Annotated in this window: 16 protein-coding genes and 1 pseudogene; 14 read left to right on the top strand and 3 right to left on the bottom strand. The window is 54.6% G+C overall.

The annotated features are described in order from the left end of the window. The first annotated feature begins 46 nt into the window (after nt 1–46). From K6123_RS16965 to K6123_RS16905, 13 genes are all read left to right on the top strand, one after another. The gene (locus tag K6123_RS16965) at nt 47–2,968 is read left to right on the top strand and encodes an ATP-binding protein (protein ID WP_221799916.1); all 2,922 of its coding nucleotides are present in this window, start codon (nt 47–49) and stop codon (nt 2,966–2,968) included. Continuing rightward, nucleotides 2,965–4,380, top strand: a complete 1,416-nt coding sequence (locus K6123_RS16960; RefSeq protein WP_221799913.1) for a sigma-54-dependent transcriptional regulator — start codon at nt 2,965–2,967, stop codon at nt 4,378–4,380. Before K6123_RS16965 ends, K6123_RS16960 begins: the two co-directional genes overlap by 4 nt. 1,836 nt (nt 4,381–6,216) lie before the next feature. Beyond that, nucleotides 6,217–7,587: a polynucleotide adenylyltransferase PcnB gene (gene pcnB, locus K6123_RS16955; RefSeq protein WP_221800296.1), complete on the top strand. Its 1,371-nt coding sequence runs from the start codon at nt 6,217–6,219 to the stop codon at nt 7,585–7,587. Further along, entirely contained in the window at nt 7,587–8,108 is a 522-nt protein-coding gene (gene folK, locus K6123_RS16950) for a 2-amino-4-hydroxy-6-hydroxymethyldihydropteridine diphosphokinase (RefSeq protein WP_221799911.1), read from the top strand. The genes pcnB and folK overlap by 1 nt, the downstream gene beginning before the upstream one ends. 145 nt (nt 8,109–8,253) lie before the next feature. After that, a complete protein-coding gene (gene panB / locus K6123_RS16945) occupies nt 8,254–9,060 on the top strand; it encodes a 3-methyl-2-oxobutanoate hydroxymethyltransferase (RefSeq protein ID WP_221799909.1) in 807 nt (268 codons plus the stop codon). Beyond that, the gene (gene panC, locus K6123_RS16940) at nt 9,060–9,932 is read left to right on the top strand and encodes a pantoate--beta-alanine ligase (protein ID WP_221799907.1); all 873 of its coding nucleotides are present in this window, start codon (nt 9,060–9,062) and stop codon (nt 9,930–9,932) included. The genes panB and panC overlap by 1 nt, the downstream gene beginning before the upstream one ends. A 119-nt stretch (nt 9,933–10,051) precedes the next feature. Further along, on the top strand, nt 10,052–10,432 hold the full coding sequence (gene panD, locus K6123_RS16935; protein WP_221799904.1) for an aspartate 1-decarboxylase: 381 nt from the start codon (nt 10,052–10,054) through the stop codon (nt 10,430–10,432). 247 nt (nt 10,433–10,679) lie between these two features. After that, nucleotides 10,680–12,338, top strand: coding sequence for a glucose-6-phosphate isomerase (gene pgi, locus K6123_RS16930; RefSeq protein WP_221799903.1), 1,659 nt, complete (start codon nt 10,680–10,682; stop codon nt 12,336–12,338). A 153-nt stretch (nt 12,339–12,491) separates the two neighbouring features. After that, complete coding sequence (mtnA, locus tag K6123_RS16925; protein ID WP_221799901.1) at nt 12,492–13,529, top strand: S-methyl-5-thioribose-1-phosphate isomerase; 1,038 nt, start codon at nt 12,492–12,494, stop codon at nt 13,527–13,529. Nucleotides 13,530–13,538: 9 nt separating this feature from the next. Further along, nucleotides 13,539–14,189, top strand: a complete 651-nt coding sequence (locus K6123_RS16920) for a methylthioribulose 1-phosphate dehydratase (protein WP_221799899.1) — start codon at nt 13,539–13,541, stop codon at nt 14,187–14,189. Then, nucleotides 14,186–14,878 carry a 1,2-dihydroxy-3-keto-5-methylthiopentene dioxygenase gene (locus tag K6123_RS16915; protein ID WP_425517712.1) on the top strand — a complete coding sequence of 231 codons (693 nt, stop codon included), beginning with the start codon at nt 14,186–14,188 and terminating at the stop codon, nt 14,876–14,878. The genes K6123_RS16920 and K6123_RS16915 overlap by 4 nt, the downstream gene beginning before the upstream one ends. A gap of 14 nt (nt 14,879–14,892) precedes the next feature. Then, nucleotides 14,893–15,612: an acireductone synthase gene (gene mtnC, locus K6123_RS16910; protein WP_221799897.1), complete on the top strand. Its 720-nt coding sequence runs from the start codon at nt 14,893–14,895 to the stop codon at nt 15,610–15,612. Between the two features lie 214 nt (nt 15,613–15,826). Beyond that, nucleotides 15,827–16,444: a porin family protein gene (locus K6123_RS16905; protein ID WP_221799895.1), complete on the top strand. Its 618-nt coding sequence runs from the start codon at nt 15,827–15,829 to the stop codon at nt 16,442–16,444. 111 nt (nt 16,445–16,555) lie between these two features. Here K6123_RS16905 and fghA read toward each other — a convergent pair whose 3' ends face one another. Further along, the gene (fghA, locus tag K6123_RS16900; protein ID WP_221799893.1) at nt 16,556–17,392 is read right to left on the bottom strand and encodes an S-formylglutathione hydrolase; all 837 of its coding nucleotides are present in this window, start codon (nt 17,390–17,392) and stop codon (nt 16,556–16,558) included. 144 nt (nt 17,393–17,536) lie between these two features. Then, nucleotides 17,537–18,658 carry an S-(hydroxymethyl)glutathione dehydrogenase/class III alcohol dehydrogenase gene (locus K6123_RS16895; protein WP_246624870.1) on the bottom strand — a complete coding sequence of 374 codons (1,122 nt, stop codon included), beginning with the start codon at nt 18,656–18,658 and terminating at the stop codon, nt 17,537–17,539. A gap of 201 nt (nt 18,659–18,859) precedes the next feature. Between K6123_RS16895 and K6123_RS16890 the strand changes: the two genes are divergently transcribed. Beyond that, nucleotides 18,860–19,729: a LysR substrate-binding domain-containing protein gene (locus K6123_RS16890; RefSeq protein ID WP_221799891.1), complete on the top strand. Its 870-nt coding sequence runs from the start codon at nt 18,860–18,862 to the stop codon at nt 19,727–19,729. Nucleotides 19,730–19,746: 17 nt separating this feature from the next. Here the strand turns inward: K6123_RS16890 and K6123_RS23525 are convergent. Beyond that, nucleotides 19,747–19,868: pseudogene (locus tag K6123_RS23525) on the bottom strand (IS3 family transposase); the annotation flags it as partial.

Below are 19,868 nucleotides of genomic sequence, written 5' to 3'. Positions count from 1 at the left end.
CGCTTGTGGTAATCTTGGCCGTTGTTTTGTTGCTACGGACCCCTGCATGACCTTCAGTCTTGGCCTGTTACTACTGATTCTGCTTGGCTATTTGACCACCCTGTATCTGAGTGCCTATGCAGTAGAACGAGGCTGGGTGCCGCGTCGCTGGGTTCAACAACCGGCCGTTTATCTGTTGTCGCTGGGGGTATTCGCCAGTGCCTGGAGTTATTACGGCAGCGTCGCGCTGGCGGAGCTGTATGGTTATGGCTATCTGGCTTACTTTGCCGGTCTGGCTGGGGCCTTCCTGCTAACGCCGCTGTTATTGCGGCCTATTTTGCGTATCACCCGTCGTTATCAGCTCAACTCGCTGGCTGACCTGCTGGCATTCCGCTATCGCAGCAAACGCGCCGGTATTCTGGTCAGTCTGTGCATGCTGGGGGTGGTGTTACCGCTGCTGACCCTGCAAATCAAGGCCGTGGCCGACACCATGAGCATGCTGTCGCCGGGCTGGAGCAAGGGCGCACTGGCGCTGGGCTATGGCCTTATTTTGCTGGTACTGACGGTGCTGTTCGGTGCCCGTCAGATGACGCCGCGGGAAAACCACGAGGGGCTGGTGTTCTCGCTGGCACTGGAGTCGCTGATCAAGCTGCTGGCAATGGCAGCACTCTGCATCATTCTGATTTTTGATGTGTTACCGGAGGCCACCTTTGGTGGCAGCTGGCTAATGTCGGCGCATGAATATCTGCTCGACCGCCCGGCCGCGCCGCCGAATGGCTCCTGGCTGGCGCTGTTTATCATGTGTCTGGCAATCACAGTGGCGATGCCACACACCTTCCATATCACCTTTACCGAAAACGTCAGTAACCGGGCCTTGCGGCTGGCCAGCTGGGCCTTCCCGCTGATCCTGCTGGGGCTGGCATTGACGGTGCTGCCGCTGATCTGGGCCGGGGTGATTACCGGCCAGGCATCACCGGCAGAATATTTTTCACTGGCGCTGGGGATGGATACCAATAATCCCTGGATTGCCCTGATGGTTTTCCTCGGTGGTGTTTCCGCTGCCACCGGGGTGAGCATCCAGATGACACTGGCGATTTCCGCCATGCTGCTGAACCACTTGCTGTTCCCCAACTATCAGCCCAGTCCGAAACAGGATTTCTATCGCTGGTTGTTGTGGTCCCGGCGGCTGCTGATCATGTGTGTGCTGGCGGCGGCGATGGTGTTTTACGGCATGTTCGCCGACCGTCTGGATATCAACCGGCTGGGGATTCTGGCTTGTGGCGCGGCAATGCAGTTCCTGCCCGGCATCATTGGTTTGCTGTACTGGCGCGGCGCCAGCAAGATGGGCTTTCTGGTTGGCCTCAGTCTGGGTATGGCAATCTGGACACTGGGACTGCTGCTACCGTTCCTGCTCGATCATACCCAATACGCCAGTTGGCTCAGTATTCCGACAGAAGAAACCTGGTATCGCATTGCACTGCTGAGTGTGATCGCCAACTTCTCCAGCTTTGCGCTGATCAGCTTCAACCGCCGTCCCAGCGAAAACGAACTCAGTACTGCCGAAGCCTGTGTGATCGCCGCCAAGCGTCCCAGTCTGCAGTTACTGCAGGCGGAAAACTCCAATGACGCCATCATGGCCCTCAGTCGCCCGCTTGGTCGTTACATGGCCGAACGCGAAGTGCATCAGGCGCTGAAAGATCTGGACCTGCCGGGTTATGAAGACCGCCCACATGAGTTACGCCGCCTGAGGGTCAGACTGGAAGCCAATCTGGCCAACCTGCTTGGCCCAACCGTGGCCCAGGACATTATTCGCCGCTACCTGCCACTGCAGGAAGGGCCGGTCATCAGCAACGACATTTACTTGATCGAACAGCGGCTGGAAGGCTTCAACGACCGACTCTCCGGTCTCGCCGGCGAGCTCGACCACCTGCGTCGTTACCACCGCCAGACCCTCGAACGACTGCCAATGGCCACCTGTGCCCTGACCGAAGATGGCGAGATTATGTTGTGGAATCAGGCCATGGTGGAACTGACGGGGCTGTCAGCCGAACGGGTGTCAGGTACTATGGTCAGCCAGCTGCAGCCACCCTGGGGGGACCTGCTGGGACGATTTATTGATGCGCCAGCACTACACGAGCATAAAAAGCGGGTGGATATTGATGCCCGCCCGCATTGGTACACACTGCACAAGTCACTGATTCAGGCCGGTAACGGCCAGCCCGGCGGCATCGTTTTGCTGGTTGAAGACCAGACCGATAACCAGTTGCTGGAACGCGAGCTGATTCACAGCGAACGACTGGCCTCGATTGGCCGACTGGCAGCCGGTGTCGCCCATGAAATTGGTAACCCGATTACCGGCATCGACTGTCTGGCCCAGGGCATAGAGTACGAAACCGATAACCCGGAGCTGATTGAAATCGGCCAGCAGATTCGCGAACAGACCCAGCGGGTGTCGCGCATTCTGCAGTCGATGATGAACTTTGCCCATGCCGGTAACCACACCACCGAACATGAAGAAGTCAACATCCATCAGTGTATTGCCGATGCCATGCAGCTGCTGCGACTCAGCAAGCGCAGTATGGATATTGAATTTGTAAACCAGTGCCCCGGTGATCTGGTGGTGATTGGTGATTCACAGCGGCTGGTGCAGGTGTTCGTTAACCTGCTCAGTAATGCCCGCGATGCCAGCGAGGCCGGCCAGCAAATCATTGCCAGCGCCGAAGCCGACCAGCATCAGGTCATCGTGCGGGTAATCGACGCCGGACACGGTATTCCGGCAGATGTACAGGAACGGGTGTTTGACCCCTTCTTTACCACCAAGGAAGTTGGCAAAGGCACCGGCCTTGGTCTGGCGCTGGTCTACAGTATCGTTGAAGAACACTACGGCCAGGTACAGATCATCAGCCCGGTGAACGAGAATGGCGGCACTTGTGTTAAAGTCAGTCTCCCACGTTACCTTCCGGATAACAGGATGGAAAAAAATCTATGAGTCGTATTCTGGTCGTCGAAGACGAAGCCATTATTCGTCAATCGGTTCGTCGCCTGCTGCAGCGTCACGAATATGAAGTTACTGACGTAGACAGCATCGATGCCGCGCGGCAACAGAAGCTCTCGGATTTTGACCTGATTATCACCGACCTGCGCTTGCCTGGTGGCCAGGGCACCGACCTGATTGAACTGGCCGGTGACACACCAGTACTCATCATGACCAGTTATGCCAGCCTGCGTTCCGCTGTCGATGCCATGAAAATGGGTGCCCGTGAGTACATCGTCAAACCGTTTGACCATGGCGAAATGGTTGAAGCGGTACAAAAGATTCTGGCGGAACCCCGCCAGCGCGCCAGCGCGCCAGCGGCCAAAGCGGTTGCTAGTGACGACGTCAATCCTGAAGTGGCACAAAAAGCGGCTGCCAATAACGGCATTATCGGCAGCTGCGACGCCATGCAGTCATTGTTCCGCAAGATCAGCAAGGTAGCACCAACCGATGCCACCGTACTGATTCATGGTGAATCCGGTACCGGCAAGGAACTGGTCGCCCGCGCCCTGCACGAACAAAGCCGCCGCAGTGGTGCCCAGCTGATTTCGGTTAACTGCGCCGCGATTCCGGAAACCCTGCTCGAGTCCGAATTGTTTGGTCATGAAAAAGGGGCCTTTACCGGCGCTGCCGCCCAGCGTCAGGGACTGGTTGAAGCCGCCAACGGTGGCACCCTGTTCCTCGACGAAATTGGTGAGCTGCCACTGGAAGCCCAGGCCCGTTTGTTACGGGTACTCCAGGAAAGTGAAATTCGCCGGGTGGGCTCGGTGCAAAGCATCAAGGTCGATGTGCGTCTGATCGCCGCGACCCACAGAAACCTCAAGGAAATGGCCGCCAATGGCGAATTCCGGGAAGACCTTTATTACCGCCTCAACGTCGTCGAACTGACCCTGCCAGCCTTGCGCGAGCGTGGTGAAGACGTGGTTGAACTGGCCAACTACATGCTGTCGCGCGCCTGCAGCCGCATGAACCAGCCAGCCATGGCGTTTGACCAGGTTGCCCTGCAAGCCATCCGTCAGTACAACTGGCCGGGTAACGTGCGGGAGCTGGAAAATGCCGTTGAACGGGCAGTGATTCTGGCCGAAGACAACCATATCAGTGCCGACCTGATGGGGATCGACCTGTCACCGGACCGCTACATCAGTGATGCCATGCGGGAAAATCTGCTGCAAAACAACAACAGCCCGGAACCGGTTGAGCAACCCCAGGCTCACGGCGATTTGTCACTGGATGACTACTTCGTACATTTTGTACTGGAGAATGAAATCCGTATGACCGAAACCGAGCTGGCCCGCAAACTGGGAATTTCCCGCAAGAGCCTGTGGGAGCGTCGTCAGCGTCTGGGCATCCCACGTAAAAAGAAATAATCCCCGCACGCGCCGGTAACAGGTAACACTTCCGGTAACACTTTTGGGTATCCAGCCGCACCAGCGGCTGGTTATCACAGCAGCCACACCCGCATTCACACCCCAATTTGCAAGCTTGTGTCAGCAACTCCGTTGATATTCGTCATAATGTTTCCTTACTGCGCCAAAATTCGTTCCCTGACAGCCAAAGATCCACTGCAACGACACACATCAAACAGGTTACCCACTAAAAAGTGTTACTGATCACAAAGTGTTACCCGCATACACCGGAAGTAGCACATTTTTCGCTACCCAAGGTAACACTTTGGAATGAAATCCATATTCAAACCGTTATAAAAAATATCTCCGGTACTTCTTAAAGTTAATTAACTTACTGATTTATAAGGACTTTATAGATTTAACCAGGATCAAAAACCAAACATGGCATGCATTTGGCTCTAGTAAGCCCACAACAAGAACAACTCCTCGAAATAAAAATAACACCGAGCCAGTTGTCCTCGCCGCCAAACAAAAATAAATTTGCGGCGACGAGTGTCAGAACAAGAAGAAGTTAAGCTCTCTCGCAAACCCCCGCTACCGTCAGGTAGCGGGGGTTTGTTCTTTATGGGCTGCTGAAAATGCACTACTAAAAAGTGGCCTGCTGAAAATTTCCTTTCATACCACCCACCATCAGAGTCACAACAGCGCGAAGAATTTTTCCGAAACAATTCCGCCCGAGCTGGCATCAACCAGTCGGTTCCGTGAACTGCTACCAAAGTGCTACCAACTGGCCCAAAGTGTTACCCCATCTCCACCCAAAGTGTTACCCATCATCCCGAACTGCGTAACACCAACCGGGGAACTTTCTGGTATAAATCTATAAGTCTTTGTTTTTAAATACTTTTTAAAAGTTGGCATGCGAGTGGCAATAGTAAGTTCAAGAACAAGAGCTGCACAGCACCAAATAAAAATAACAAGGTGCCCATCAGCCAACGGGCCGACAATAAAAATAACAACCGGCCTGGCTCAACAAAAAAGAAGACTGCTCTCTCCAGCAACCCCGTGGGCCCACACCCACGGGGTTTGTTATTATCTGGGGTCTGCTCAGACCAATCGAGCAACCATCCCTCACGCTCCCCCTGCCGTGATCTGACGAGTTCCAGCCCGCTGTTTTCCGGCCATTCAATCCTGTCGTTTCGATAGCCATTTCTTTTCACAGCAAGCCTGACCATACCGCCTGATGAGATTCAGCCGATACGGAAGAGCCTGATCCGGTTGCCAGATACCACTCTCCTCCAGAAGTTTCATAGCCTATGGTCGTTGTCCTGTTACGTTACCTTTGGCCCAAAGTGTTACCTGCTACCACAGCTGTTACCTAAGACCCCGCCCAGCGGTAACAAAACGGGCCAAATTCAGGTAACAGCTTGCCAGAAAAATACATAAGCCATTGTTTTATAAGGAATTTAAAAAACTGGCATAGGAATAGCTTTATTAGAATCAAGTCGCCACTAACAACAATAACAAGCGACAACACAGCGGGTGACAATAAAAATAACAACACCTGCTCCAAGACAGCCCCGACAATAAAAATAACAAGGGGCTGATCTGATCCGGTTGTTTCGAATGCATGGTGCCACTGATAAAAATAAAAACAGGTGGCACTGGATATTCAAAAGAGCGGATACCCAGTCCGAGCGTTGAGGGACGACTAACAAAAACAATAAAGGGCCTCCCCATAAAAGCCGCAAATCAGCGGCTTTTTTGTTTTCTGGCCTCTAACAACGTTACCAATCCGGCTTGGCGCTGGTACACTCCCGCCTTTACTGCGAATAACCAATCTGAACTTCAGTGAAGCGCATATCCAATTTTATCAAGCACATCTTCCAGCCAGGCTCTGATCATCGGGAAGAAACTCCCGCACTGCAGATCATCAGCCGGGATGAACATTCCATCAGCCGCAGCCAAATCAGCGATGCCGCTCTGAAGGTACTTTATCGCCTGCACAATGCTGGCTATGAAGCCCTTCTGGTAGGCGGTGGCGTTCGCGACACCCTGTTGGGAATGTCGCCCAAGGATTTCGATGTTGCTACCGATGCAACACCGGAACAGGTTAACAAGCTGTTTCGTAACTCGCGTCTGATCGGCCGCCGTTTCAAATTGGTTCACGTGGTTTTTGGTCGTGAAGTCATTGAAGTTGCGACTTTCCGTGCGCCACCAACCGACGAGCATTCCGACAAGATTGCCGCAACCGGTGATCAGGGCATGATTTTGCGCGACAACGTGTATGGCAATCGCGAAGAAGATGCCATGCGGCGCGATTTCACCATCAACGCCCTCTATTACAACATTGCTGATTTCAGCCTCTACGCCTACGCCGGTGGCTGGCACGATCTGAAGCAGCGTCAGCTTAGGCTGATCGGTGATCCAGAAACCCGTTATCGCGAAGATCCGGTACGGATGCTGCGGGCGATTCGTTTCCTCGGCAAACTCAATGGTTTTACGCTGGCACCGGATACTGCAGCACCGATTCCGATGCTGGCACCCTTGCTTGAGCAGATTCCATCGGCCCGTATGTTCGATGAATGCCTCAAGCTATTCCTCGCCGGCAAGGCCTGTGAAACCCTTGAACTGCTGCGTAACTATCAGCTGTTCGGGCATATTTTCCCGGGCACTGAACAGTGCTTGCGTGATGACGATCAGGCCTGTGAACTGGCCCTGAACACCATGCGAAACACTGACAAGCGCATTCAGGCCGGTAAGTCAGTCACTCCGTATTTCTTCCTGGCATCACTGCTGTGGCCGCAAGTCGCACGAGTCGCACGAGAATTTGAAAGTGCTGGTATGGCACCTCATCCAGCCTTGCAAAAAGCGGCCGACCGCGTGTTGGCCCAGCAAATTCGTCACACCGCGATTCCCAAGCGTTTCTCGATCCCCATGCGGGAAATCTGGGAGCTGCAATTGCGTCTGCCGAAAATCCAGAGCCGCAAGGCACGTGAGCTGCTGACGCATCCACGCTTCCGTGCCGCCTATGACTTCCTGTTGTTGCGAGAGCAATCGGGCGAAGATCTGGGTGGCGTTGGCAAGTGGTGGACCCGTTTGCAGGAAGATGAAGGCGTGCCAGAAGCACCACGTCGCAGCAAAAGCTATACAGATGAAGAGCAGCGCCCGCCACGCAAGCGCCGCCGTCGTCCAAGCAGCAGCCAGAATAACAATCAGAGACGCGGCTGATGGCCATTTGTTACCTTGGCCTCGGTGCCAATCTGCAACAGCCATACGAGCAGTTGCGCAGCTGTCTGGCGGCACTTGAGAGTCAGCCGGATCTTGAGCTGCTCGACTGGTCCTCCTTTTATGGCAGCAAACCGGTTGGCCCCCAGGACCAGCCGGATTACGTCAATGCCGTCGCCCGTATCCGTACAGAGCTGGCTCCAACGGCCCTGCTGGATTGTTTGCAGGCGATTGAAAACCAGCAAGGCCGGGTACGCCTGCGCCGCTGGGGTGAGCGAACTCTCGATATAGACATTCTGCTGATTGACCAGCTGCAGCTGAACAGCGAACGTTTGACCGTGCCGCATATCGAAATGGCCAACCGTCTGTTTGTGTTACAGCCGCTGGCCGAACTGGCACCTGAGCTTCAGTTACCCGATGGCCGTCTGTTAGCGCCGCTGATCGCTGCGATCACAGACCAGCCACCTCTGCTTCCGCTTGGCAAACCGGCCAGGCACCAGCTGGAGAATCCGGCAGCTTCCTGAGCCCAACAGGCACCTGTCAATTTTTGTACAGCTGGTTACCCAGATACTTGCCTGAAAAGGAAAGTTACCGCACCAATATTGACTTGTGCTCACCAATCCGCACCATAAGCGACCACCATTTGACCTGTACCACCGGGGGAACACAATGAGTCCAATAAATCTCCGCTCTTTGCAGGCGCTGAAGTCACAGCAACAGAAATTTGCCGTGCTCACCGCATACGATGCCACCTTTGCGCAGCTGGCTGCCGATGCTGGTATCGAATCCCTGCTGGTCGGCGACTCGCTGGGAATGGTCCTGCAAGGTCAGCAAAGCACCCTGCCGGTAACACTGGAAGAAATGGTTTATCACACCGCTTGTGTAGCTCGTGGTAACCAGCGAGCCCAGCGCCCTGCCTTCATCATGACCGACCTGCCCTTTATGAGTTATGGCACGCTGGAGCAAGGCATTGCCTCGGCCCGCGCCGTGATGCAAGCCGGCGCCCATATGGTCAAGATTGAAGGTGATGAATGGCTGGCGCCGCTGATTACTTCACTGGCTCAGCAAGGTGTGCCTGTTTGTGCGCACCTGGGTCTGACCCCACAAGCGGTCAACAAGCTCGGCGGTTACCGCGTGCAGGGCCGCGAGCAACAGGCCGCTGATGCCCTGGTAAATGCTGCCATGGAATTGGCCGATGCCGGTGCCGATATGATTTTGCTGGAATGCGTCCCCTCCTCGCTGGCCAGGCGGGTCACCGATGCGGTTGCGATTCCGGTGATTGGCATTGGCGCTGGCAACGCCACCGATGCCCAGGTACTGGTAATGCACGACATGCTCGGCCTCAACAGCCAGCACGTACCCAAATTTGTTAAGAATTTCATGACCGATGGCCGCACCGTTCAGCAAGCCTTCAAGGCTTATGCTGACGAAGTGAAGGCTGGCACTTTCCCATCCGCCGAGCATGAGTTTGCCTGATGAAAACCATCCATAGCGTCGCCTCGCTGCGCGCTGAAATCCGCGCTGCCCGTTTGGCAGGCAAGGACATTGGCTTTGTTCCCACCATGGGGAATCTGCACGAGGGCCATATCAGCCTGATTAGTGCAGCCAAACAACAGCAGTGCTTCACTGTCGCCAGTATTTTTGTCAATCCGTTACAGTTTAACGATGCCGATGATCTGGCGCGTTACCCGCGTACACTGGATGAAGACAAGGAAAAGCTTTTTTCGGCGGGATGTGATCTGTTGTTCGCCCCGGACGTCGAGGAAATGTACCCCAACGGCCAGCATCGCCAAACCACTGTACATGTGCCGCATGTTTCAGAAGGTCTCTGTGGCGGCAGCCGCCCGGGCCACTTTGACGGTGTCGCCACGGTCGTTACCAAGCTCTTCAATATGGTCCAGCCGGATCTGGCGTTTTTTGGCGAGAAGGATTTCCAGCAGGTCGCGGTCATTCGCAAGATGGTAGAGGATCTGAACATGCATCTGGAAATCGTCGCTGTACCAACTGCACGCGCTGCAGACGGTCTGGCGCTGAGTTCCCGTAACGGCTATCTGAGCGAAGAACAACGCATTCAGGCTTCGGCGCTGTATCAGGCACTGAAAAGCATCACCGACGGTCTGCAACAACGCAAGTTGATCAGCGAGCTGTTAAAACACGCCACCGAATCCCTCACCGACGCCGGTTTCACGCCCGATTATCTGGAAGTCCGTCATGCCGACGACCTCAGTCTGATCGACGATTCCGCCCTCGAAACGGGTGAGCGTATCGTTGTGCTGGGCGCCGCCTGGCTCGGCAAGGCACGTCTGATCGATAACATCTCGGTGACATTGAACCGCCATATCGATTAGGGCATACTTCGTCCCCCTTCTGAATCGGTCAATTATTGAACACCCGCTTCAGAAGGAGATCCCAGGCCTTTTGCGCCTTGACATCCTTGCGCAATGCCACAGACATTCAAGGGGTTACCATGCAGTCCATTATGCTGAAAGCCAAACTTCACCAGGCTCGCGTTACACATTCAGTACTCAACTACGAAGGCTCCTGTGCCATCGATGGCGAGCTGCTGGATATGGCCGGTATGCGTGAATTCGAACAAATCCAGATTTACAACATCGACAACGGCAAGCGTTTCACCACCTATATCATCCGAGCGGAAGACGGCTCTGGCATGATTTCAGTGAATGGTGCAGCGGCTCACCAGGCCGATGTTGGTGATCGCGTCATCATCTGTACCTTCGGTAACTTTGAACAAGCCGAACTGGCCAGCTTCAAACCGAAAATGGTTTATCTGAACGCCGACAACAGCGTCAGCCACACCAGCTTCGATATCCCGGTACAAATGGCCTGATCCCTGCCATCATACCCATAGCTGCCCGGCCAGTGCCTGGCAGCTATTTTTTTGCCTGCTGTTCTGAACCCAGACTTTGAAATCTGACGTTCACGACTGCCAACCTCACAGCAGCCAGTAAAGTTTCTATTTAGTAGCTCCAGCGGCGGCGCCAAAGTCTCCACTACCAAAGCAGACCATTTGTCACTTTGAAGCCCTCCGCCCGCTTCCGTATACTTGTGTAATCACACAGCATCAAGGACGCAACATGTCTCTGGCAAGCAGCCTGATACAATCGGAAATCTGGAAAACCCTGCAAATTCATCACGAGCAGATTGGTAACGACCATATGCTCGACTGGTTTAAACAGGACCCCAACCGGTTTGAAAACTTTCATCTCGACGCTGCCGGCCTGAGTCTCGACTACTCCAAAAACCGGGTTACCAAAGAGACCATCGGCTACCTGCTGCAATTGGCCGAACAACGCGAGCTGCCCGCCCAAATCGAAGCCATGTTTAATGGTGAGTCCATCAACCGCAGTGAAAACCGCCCCGCGCTGCACACAGCCCTGCGTAATTTCAGTGATCGTCAGATCATGGTCGACGGTACCGACATCATGCCGGAGATCCGCGAGACCGTGCAGCGGATGGAAGAGTTCTGCTGGAAGATCCGTCGTAATCAGTGGCGCGGCTACAGCAATGCGCCTTTTACCGACGTGGTATCGATTGGTATCGGCGGATCTTTCCTTGGCCCCAAACTGGGTTCCAGCGCGCTCAAGCCCTACTGGGACAGCGGCCTCAACATCCATTATCTGGCCAACATCGACGGCACTCACATTACCGAGATTCTCAAACGCCTGAACCCGGCTACCACCCTGTTTATCATTCAGTCGAAGTCATTCGGTACCCAGGAAACCCTCAAAAATGCGATGGCCTGTCGCAGCTGGTTCCTGAACAATGGTGGCAGCGAAGAATATCTCGCCAAACACTTCACCGCAGTTTCGTCCAACGTCGAAAAAGCCGTCGAGTTTGGCATCGCCGAAGAAAACATCTTCCCGATGTGGGACTGGGTCGGCGGCCGTTATTCCATGTGGTCGGCGATTGGCCTGCCGCTGGCTCTGGCAATTGGCATCGACAACTTCCGCGACCTGTTACGCGGCGCGCACGCCATGGATGAGCATTTCCGTACCGCACCACTGGCCCAGAACATGCCAGTGATCATGGCTTTGCTGGGAATCTGGTACGTTAACTTCTTTGGGGTGAACTCCCACGCTATTCTGCCGTATGACCATTACCTGCGCTCACTGCCAGCGCATTTGCAGCAGCTGGATATGGAGAGTAACGGCAAATCCATCACCCTCGACGGCCAGCCGGTTCAGTACAACACCGGCCCGGTGATCTGGGGTGGCGTGGGTACCAACGGCCAGCACGCCTTCCACCAGCTGCTGCATCAGGGTACCCATTTTTCACCCTGTGACTTCATCATGCCGATGTGCAGCCACAACCCGATTGATAACTTTCACGCCATGTTGGTCTCCAACTGCCTGAGCCAGAGCCAGGCGTTGCTGCAAGGCAAATCGGAAGAAGATGCCATGGAGGAACTGGTTGCTGGCGGTATGAGCCAGGCCCAGGCCATGGTGCTGGCACGCCAGAAAATGATTCCAGGTAACCGCCCCAGCAACACCCTGTATTTCCCCAAATCGACTCCTCAGATCGTTGGTGCCCTGATTGCGCTGTACGAACACAAGGTGGCTGCCCAGGGCATGATCTGGGGCGTCAACTCGTTTGACCAGTGGGGTGTGGAACTGGGTAAACAGCTGGGGGGTAAAGTGCTGTCGGCACTCGAAAGCGACCAGATTCCATCTCACTTTGATGGCTCCACCAACGGTCTGGTGCGCGCCTTCCACAAGATGCAATCGCAGCTTTAATCACAGCAATCGACACAGACGGCGCCAGCCGTTCTGTGTCAGCCCAATTTCAGCCCTGCCAACGCGACATCCCTCGGCGCTGGCGCTAGAATAGCGCCCTTTCCAAAGCATCCTTGCTGCCCATTCACTTGTCGGTCTGGAATTTTCACGCCCATGTCTTCATCAACGCCCCATGCTCCGTCTTCTGCTGGCCACTCAACTGGCGTTGTCGCCATCGAATGGCGTCAGCAATCGCTGTTTCTGCTGGACCAACGAGTACTGCCTCACCAGCATCAGATGATTGAATGTCGTACTGCGGCTGAAACCGCCGACGCCATTCGCGATATGGTGGTGCGGGGTGCACCAGCGATTGGTATCAGTGCAGCGTACGGTTTTGCCCTCGATGCGTTGGCGGGTCGAGATTTACAGGCCGCCTACAAGGTGCTGGCGGAATCCCGCCCGACTGCGGTGAACCTGTTCTGGGCACTGGAACGCATGGCCAGCCTGAATACCAGCGATGGCCAGGCACTGCTGGCCGAAGCCCGCCGCATTCATGAAGAAGATATTCAGGCCAACCTGGCGATGGGACAATTTGGTGCCAGTCTGATCAGCGACGGCGTGCAGGTTTATACCCACTGCAATACCGGCGCGCTGGCGACCGGTGGCCATGGCACCGCGTTGGGCATCATTCGCAGCGCATTTGCCGACGGCAAAATCCAGCACGTCTACGCCGGTGAGACCCGGCCGTGGCTGCAAGGCGCTCGTCTGACTGCCTGGGAACTGATGCAGGATAATATTCCGGTATCACTGGTATGCGACGGCGCTGCCGCCCAGCTGTTCCGGGCTGAAAAGCCGGAATGGGTGATTGTGGGTGCTGACCGTATTACCGCCAACGGCGACGTTGCCAACAAGATTGGCACCTACAGCCTGGCGGTTCATGCCCGTCATCATGGCATGAAGTTCATGGTAGCAGCGCCAACCACCACCTTCGATCTGAGCCTGCCAAGTGGCAATGCCATTCCGATCGAACAGCGACCAATGCATGAAGTCACCAGCATTCAGGGCGTTCAGGTAGCACCGGAAGGTTGTCATGCCATCAACCCGTCATTCGACGTGACTCCGGCCGAGCTGATTGATGCCATCGTTACCGAGCGCGGCATTATCCGTAACCCGTCCACGGAAGCCGTGGCCGCGCTGTTCGCCGCTAACTGAGGCCGGGGCATGATTGAATTTGATCCGCAGCAGTTTCAGCAAGCGGCTGAAGATCTCTGTCGTTACGGCAAGCAGCTGTATGACCGCGATTGGTCACCCGCCACCAGCTCCAATTATTCAGTGCGTCTTAATGACCAATGCTGTGCATTAACCAGCTCGGGCAAACACAAGGGTGAGCTGACGCCAGCCGATATTCTGGTGGTCGACTGGCAAGGCCAGCCACATAGCGCCGGAAAACCCAGCGCCGAAACCCTGCTGCACACCCAGCTATATGAGCGCGATGCCAGCATAGGTGCGGTATTGCACACTCACAGCCAGTCGGCAGTGGTATTGTCACAGGTCCTCGCCGACGAGGTTCTGGTGCTGCAAGGCTGGGAGTTGCTGAAAGCCTTTGCCGGCCAGACAACCCATGAATGCCGGATGGAAATCCCCCTGTTTGCCAACGACCAGGACATCGACCGTTTGTCGAAGCTGGTTGAACAGCGCATGCAGCAACATCAGCAAGGCCATGCCTATCTGATTCGCGGCCATGGCGTGTATACCTGGGGACGCGACCTGGCTGAGTGCTTCCGCCATCTGGAAGCACTCGAACATCTGTTCAGTTACCAGTTGGAATTGCTGCGACTGGGTCTTGCTACCGCTGCCACGAGGAGCTTATGAGAACACCACCCAAGACACGCTATCAAATGCGCCGGGAACAGAACCTGCGGGACTTTCGCTCTCGCCATCTGAGTTTGCGACCGCTACGCAAGCGTCACCACAGTCAAAATTCAGCCGAACTGGATCTGGGGAGTAATACCAGCATGAGCAACTTGCGCATCTATTCTGAAAAAGACACCACCCAATTGCTGTTCAACAGCGATGTTCACAGCCGTATCACCGAAAAGCTCAACGAAGTCGGCGTGCGTTTTGAACAATGGCAAACCGACGCAGAGCTGGCCCCAGGTGCCGCTCAGGAAGAGGTCATTGCCGCTTACCAGACAGATATTGATCGCCTGATTAACGAAGAAGGCTACCAGACTGTTGATGTTGTCAGTCTCAATACCAGCAACCCGAAAAAAGACGAGCTGCGTCAGGTGTTCCTGCGCGAACATCGCCATAGCGAAGATGAAGTGCGTTTTTTTGTTGCTGGCGAAGGTCTGTTCAGCCTGCACATTGGTGACAAGGTTTACGAGGTGCTGTGTAGCCAGGGCGATCTGATCAGCGTGCCAGCCAACACCCCACACTGGTTCGACATGGGTCCTAACCCGCACTTTATCGCCATTCGTCTGTTCAACAACCCGGAAGGCTGGGTTGCCAACTACTCAGGTGATGAAATCGCCAGTCGTTTTAATCGGCTGGAAAACTGACGGAGATTCGCCCAATGAGTATCAAAGTCATCCTGACCGATGTTGAAGGCACCACCTCCTCCATTTCATTTGTGAAGGAAGTATTGTTTCCCTACGCAGCCGAACACCTGTCCAGCTATGTTCGCAGCCATTTCAACGATGAGATTGTGCAGCAGCAACTGGCCGCGACGGCTGAACTACTGCTAGAGGAATCACCGGGTAGTGAAGTCAGCGCTGCGGATACCGATGCCCTGATCAATATTCTGCTGGAATGGATCAGTGAAGACCGCAAGGCCACGCCGCTGAAAACCCTGCAAGGTCTGATCTGGGAAACAGGCTACCGTAACGGTGACTATCAGGCGCATATGTACCCGGACGCCACCGCCAATTTAAAGCAGTGGCATCAGCAAGGGCTGGCGCTGTACGTTTATTCTTCCGGTTCGGTCCAGGCACAGAAACTGTTTTTTGGTTTCAGTCAGGATGGCGACCTGCTGCCGCTGTTCAGTGGTCATTTCGATACAGCCGTAGGTCACAAGCAACAAGCAGAATCCTACCGTAATATCCTCCAGCAGCTGCAACAGCAATATACCGGTCTGCAGGCAAACGAAGTGCTGTTCCTGTCAGATATCGAAGGCGAACTGGACGCCGCTCATGAGGCCGGACTGCAAACTTGCTGGCTGCTGCGGGAAACCCCGGTTCCGGCGAATACCAGTCATGCAGCCGTTAGTTCATTTGATCAGATTCAACTCGACTGAACTGGCTTTACGCCCCGCTGCGCCGGGGCATAAAACGACACTTCCTCCACCTAACGACCGATCCACTGCGACCCGTAATGTAGTCTGTGTATGGAAATGTCATTCCGTTCAATAAATCAGGTTCAGGCCATTGACCCAGTAATGTAATGAAAATCTAATAGCCTCGCTGTTAGATGTAACAGCTTTATCACTTGGCCGATACAAGGACGTCCATATGTTGAAACACTCCCTCATCGCTACCGCCATCCTGCTGGCTTCCTCTACGGTATTTGCAACACCCGACTATGAAGGCTGGTACGTCGGTGGTAGTTTCGGTGGTGCTAGCATTGAGCTGGATCCTGACGAGTACAACTACTTCGATTACGAACGCACCAGTGCAGCTATTACCTCCATTTACGGCGGCTACAACTTCACCAGCTGGTTTGGTGTCGATTTCGATGTTACCCAAAGCAGTGAATTTGACGCCGGTGCCTCCAATGCCGATGCCAAACTTTTTGGCACCTCGGTCGCTGGAATTTTTCACTGGCGGTTCAGCAACCATATCAGCCTCTATGGCCGCACTGGTATCCAGTTTTTCCAGATGGAGCAAACCGTTGATTACCTGAATGGTGACGAGAGTAACGACTGGACAGGAGCAGGATTGGTCGGTGGTATTGGCGCAGAGTACCAATTCAACTCCGGTATCACTCTGCGGCTGGACTATCGTCGCACCAGCACCATCGAGCTGGACGTAAAGGAAAAAGACGACGATGGCAACTATTACTACTGGGATGACAGCAGTTACGACCTCAGCTATAACGCCACCACAATTGGTATGCACTATCAGTTCTGATAATCACTGATCGGCTAACAAGGCAACCGCCAATAAAAAAGCCAACCTGTCAGGTTGGCTTTTTCGTTTACGACATCTGGACCGAACAGCCGTTCGGCTCATCAACCTGAATCAGGCACCCAGATGGCCAGCATGGAACCGCAGGTGTTCTTCGATAAAGCTGGAGATAAAGTAGTAGCTGTGATCGTAACCACTGTGCAGACGCAGCGTCAGCGGGTAGTTAGTTGCAGCCACCGCAGCTTCCAGCGCTTCCGGCTTCAGTTGTTCTGTGAGGAAGTTATCCGCCTCCCCCTGATCCACCAGCGCCGGGGTACGTACATCACCTGCAGCTTTGACCAGCTCACAGCTGTCATGTTGCTTCCACAACTCACGGTCGTTACCCAGATAAGTGGTGAACGCCAGCTGGCCCCATGGGCAGTTAGCCGGATTGGTAATCGGGCTGAAAGCCGATACCGAGGTAAACATGCCCGGGTTTTTCAGCGCAATGGTCAGTGCACCGTGACCGCCCATGGAATGACCGGCAATGGCTTTTTTGTCTGACACCGGGAACGTAGCAGCAATCAGCGCAGGAAGCTCGTTTACCACGTAGTCGTACATGCGATAGTGCTTGCTCCACGGCTCCTGCGTCGCGTTGACATAGAACCCGGCACCCTTGCCAAGATCATAACGATCTTCATCGGCCACACCTTCGCCGCGCGGGCTGGTGTCTGGCGCCACAATCGCAATCCCCAGTTCCGCCGCAACACGCTGGGCACCGGCTTTTTGCATGAAGTTTTCGTCAGTACAGGTCAAGCCGGAGAGCCAGTACAGCACTGGCACTTCAGCCCCCTGAGCCGCTTTCGGCGGCAGATAAATCGCAAAGCGCATACGACAGTTCAACACAGCCGAGTCGTGCTCATACTGCTTGTGCCAACCATCAAACACCTTGTTCTGGCTAATCATTTCCATTGGATTTCTCCCGGGTCTTCAATTCACCGTAGGATGGGCCCCGCCCATCAGGTAGTTGGGCAAGGCCCAACCTACCAAAGGTATTTGTCTGCGTCCGACGTCAGAGCCTGCGCGGCCCGCCTGGACATCAGACGCAAAAGCCGATCAGTAGTGAATTACAGAACGGATGGACTTGCCTTCGTGCATCAGATCAAACGCTTCGTTGATCTGTTCCAGTGGCATGGTATGGGTGATGAAGTCGCTCAGGGCGAACTTGCCTGCCAGGTAGTCTTCAACAATGCCAGGCAGTTCGGAGCGGCCTTTCACGCCACCGAAAGCGGAACCGCGCCATACACGACCGGTAACCAGCTGGAACGGACGGGTAGAGATTTCCTGACCGGCACCAGCAACACCGATGATGACAGACTCACCCCACCCCTTGTGGCAGCACTCCAGCGCAGAACGCATCACATTGACGTTACCGATACACTCGAAGGAGAAGTCCACACCACCGTCAGTCATCTCAACGATCACTTCCTGGATTGGCTTGTCGAACTTGGTTGGGTTGATCAGATCAGTTGCACCCAGTTTCTTGGCCAGTTCAAACTTGGATTCGTTCAGGTCGATACCGATGATACGGCTGGCGCCAGCCATCTGGGCACCAATGATGGCAGACAGACCAATACCACCCAGACCGAAGATAGCAACGGTGTCGCCCTTCTGAACCTTGGCAGTCTTGCTTACCGCGCCCATACCAGTAGTCACACCACAACCCAGCAGACACACTTCTTCCAGTGGCGCTTCCGGATTTACCTTGGCCAGGGAAATTTCTGGCAGTACGGTGTACTCGGAGAAAGTGGAGCAACCCATGTAGTGGAAGATTGGCTCACCGTTGCAAGTGAAACGAGTAGTGCCGTCTGGCATCAGACCTTTACCCTGGGTCGCACGTACCGCGCTGCACAGGTTGGTTTTGCCGGACTTGCAGAATTTACATTCGCCACATTCTGCGGTGTACAGCGGGATTACGTGATCGCCCACTTTCAGACTGGTCACGCCTTCACCCACAGATTCAACAATACCGCCGCCTTCGTGGCCCAGAATCGCCGGGAACACGCCCTCAGGGTCATCACCAGACAGGGTGAAAGCGTCAGTGTGGCAAACACCGGTAGCAACGATTTTTACACGTACTTCACCGGCTTTTGGTGCAGCTACTTCTACTTCTTCGATGGACAGTGGCGCACCGGCCTTCCAGGCGATTGCCGCTTTACACTTGATAACGTCAGTCATGATGACACTCCTGATAGATAACTTTTGCCTTCCGGGCTGTTACAGACAGCCAAATCCGCAAAGCGTTTTAACGGGCATGGCCGCTGTCCTGAAAGAGGCACAACGAGCCAGACACTCAAATTTTTGAGATCACAATTCTAGTTTTTTTCAGATAGGATATAATCCCGTCGATTTGCAATTGATCTTTACGAGTGAGTAATAATGGCCCAGTGGGAAGGCATCCGCGAATTTGTAGCCGTGGCCGAAACCGGCAGTTTTACAGAAGCGTCCAACCGCCTGAAATTATCGGTTGCCCAGGTCAGCCGTCAGGTCGCGGCTCTGGAAGAGCGACTGTCATCGGAACTGTTGCACCGTACCACCCGCAAGGTCTCGGTTACGGAAGCTGGCCAGCTGTTTTACCAGCATTGTCGGCCGCTGCTGGACGGTCTTGAAGAGGCTGAACGGGCACTAACCTCGCTGAGCCATCGCGCCAGCGGCATCATTCGCCTGACTGCACCTTTCACCTACGGCGAAGGCCACCTGTCACCACTGTTAAACGAATTTCTCGCCATTCATCCGCAGGTCCAGCTGGAATGTCAGCTGACCAACCAACGACTTGACCTGATCGAAGGTGGTTTTGACCTCGCTATCCGACTTGGCAAGCTGGAAGACTCGTCCATGAAAGCCCGCCGTCTGGCAACCCGCAAACTGCATCTGTGCGCCTCACCGGAATATTTGCGCAATCACGGCGAGCCCCACTCACTGTCTGAATTACAGCACCATAATTGCTTGCTTGGCACCCTTGATTACTGGCGTTTTCGGGAAGGCAACCGTGAACGCATCTTGCGTGGCAGTGGCAGCCTCAGAACCAACGGCGGACTGGCACTGGTCGACGCCGCCCTGAAAGGTATCGGCCTGGTGCAACTGCCGGATTATTACGTCAAGGAACATATCGAAACCGGCAACCTTGTTGAACTGCTACCGCAGTTCCGCCCTGAAGCCGAGGGTATCTGGGCCTTGTATCCACACAGTCGACACCTCTCAACCAAGGTGCGCCTACTGGTGGATTTTCTGGCGGAGAGATTAGGTTAATAAACCAGACCGGGGTTCTACCCCGTTTTCACGGACGGTTTAATAAAGCCTAAAGTTTGTTGTCTTGTACCGCGAGTCTACGTCTCATTCTTGGGTTATGGAACCGCTCGATGTAGTCGAAGATATCGGATCTGGCTTG

The sequence above is a fragment of the Oceanobacter mangrovi genome (genome assembly GCF_019740315.1).
Classification (GTDB): Bacteria; Pseudomonadota; Gammaproteobacteria; order Pseudomonadales; family Oceanobacteraceae; genus Oceanobacter; species Oceanobacter mangrovi.
Note: the sequence above shows the minus strand (reverse complement) of the source record. Positions and strands in the feature narration are given on the sequence as shown.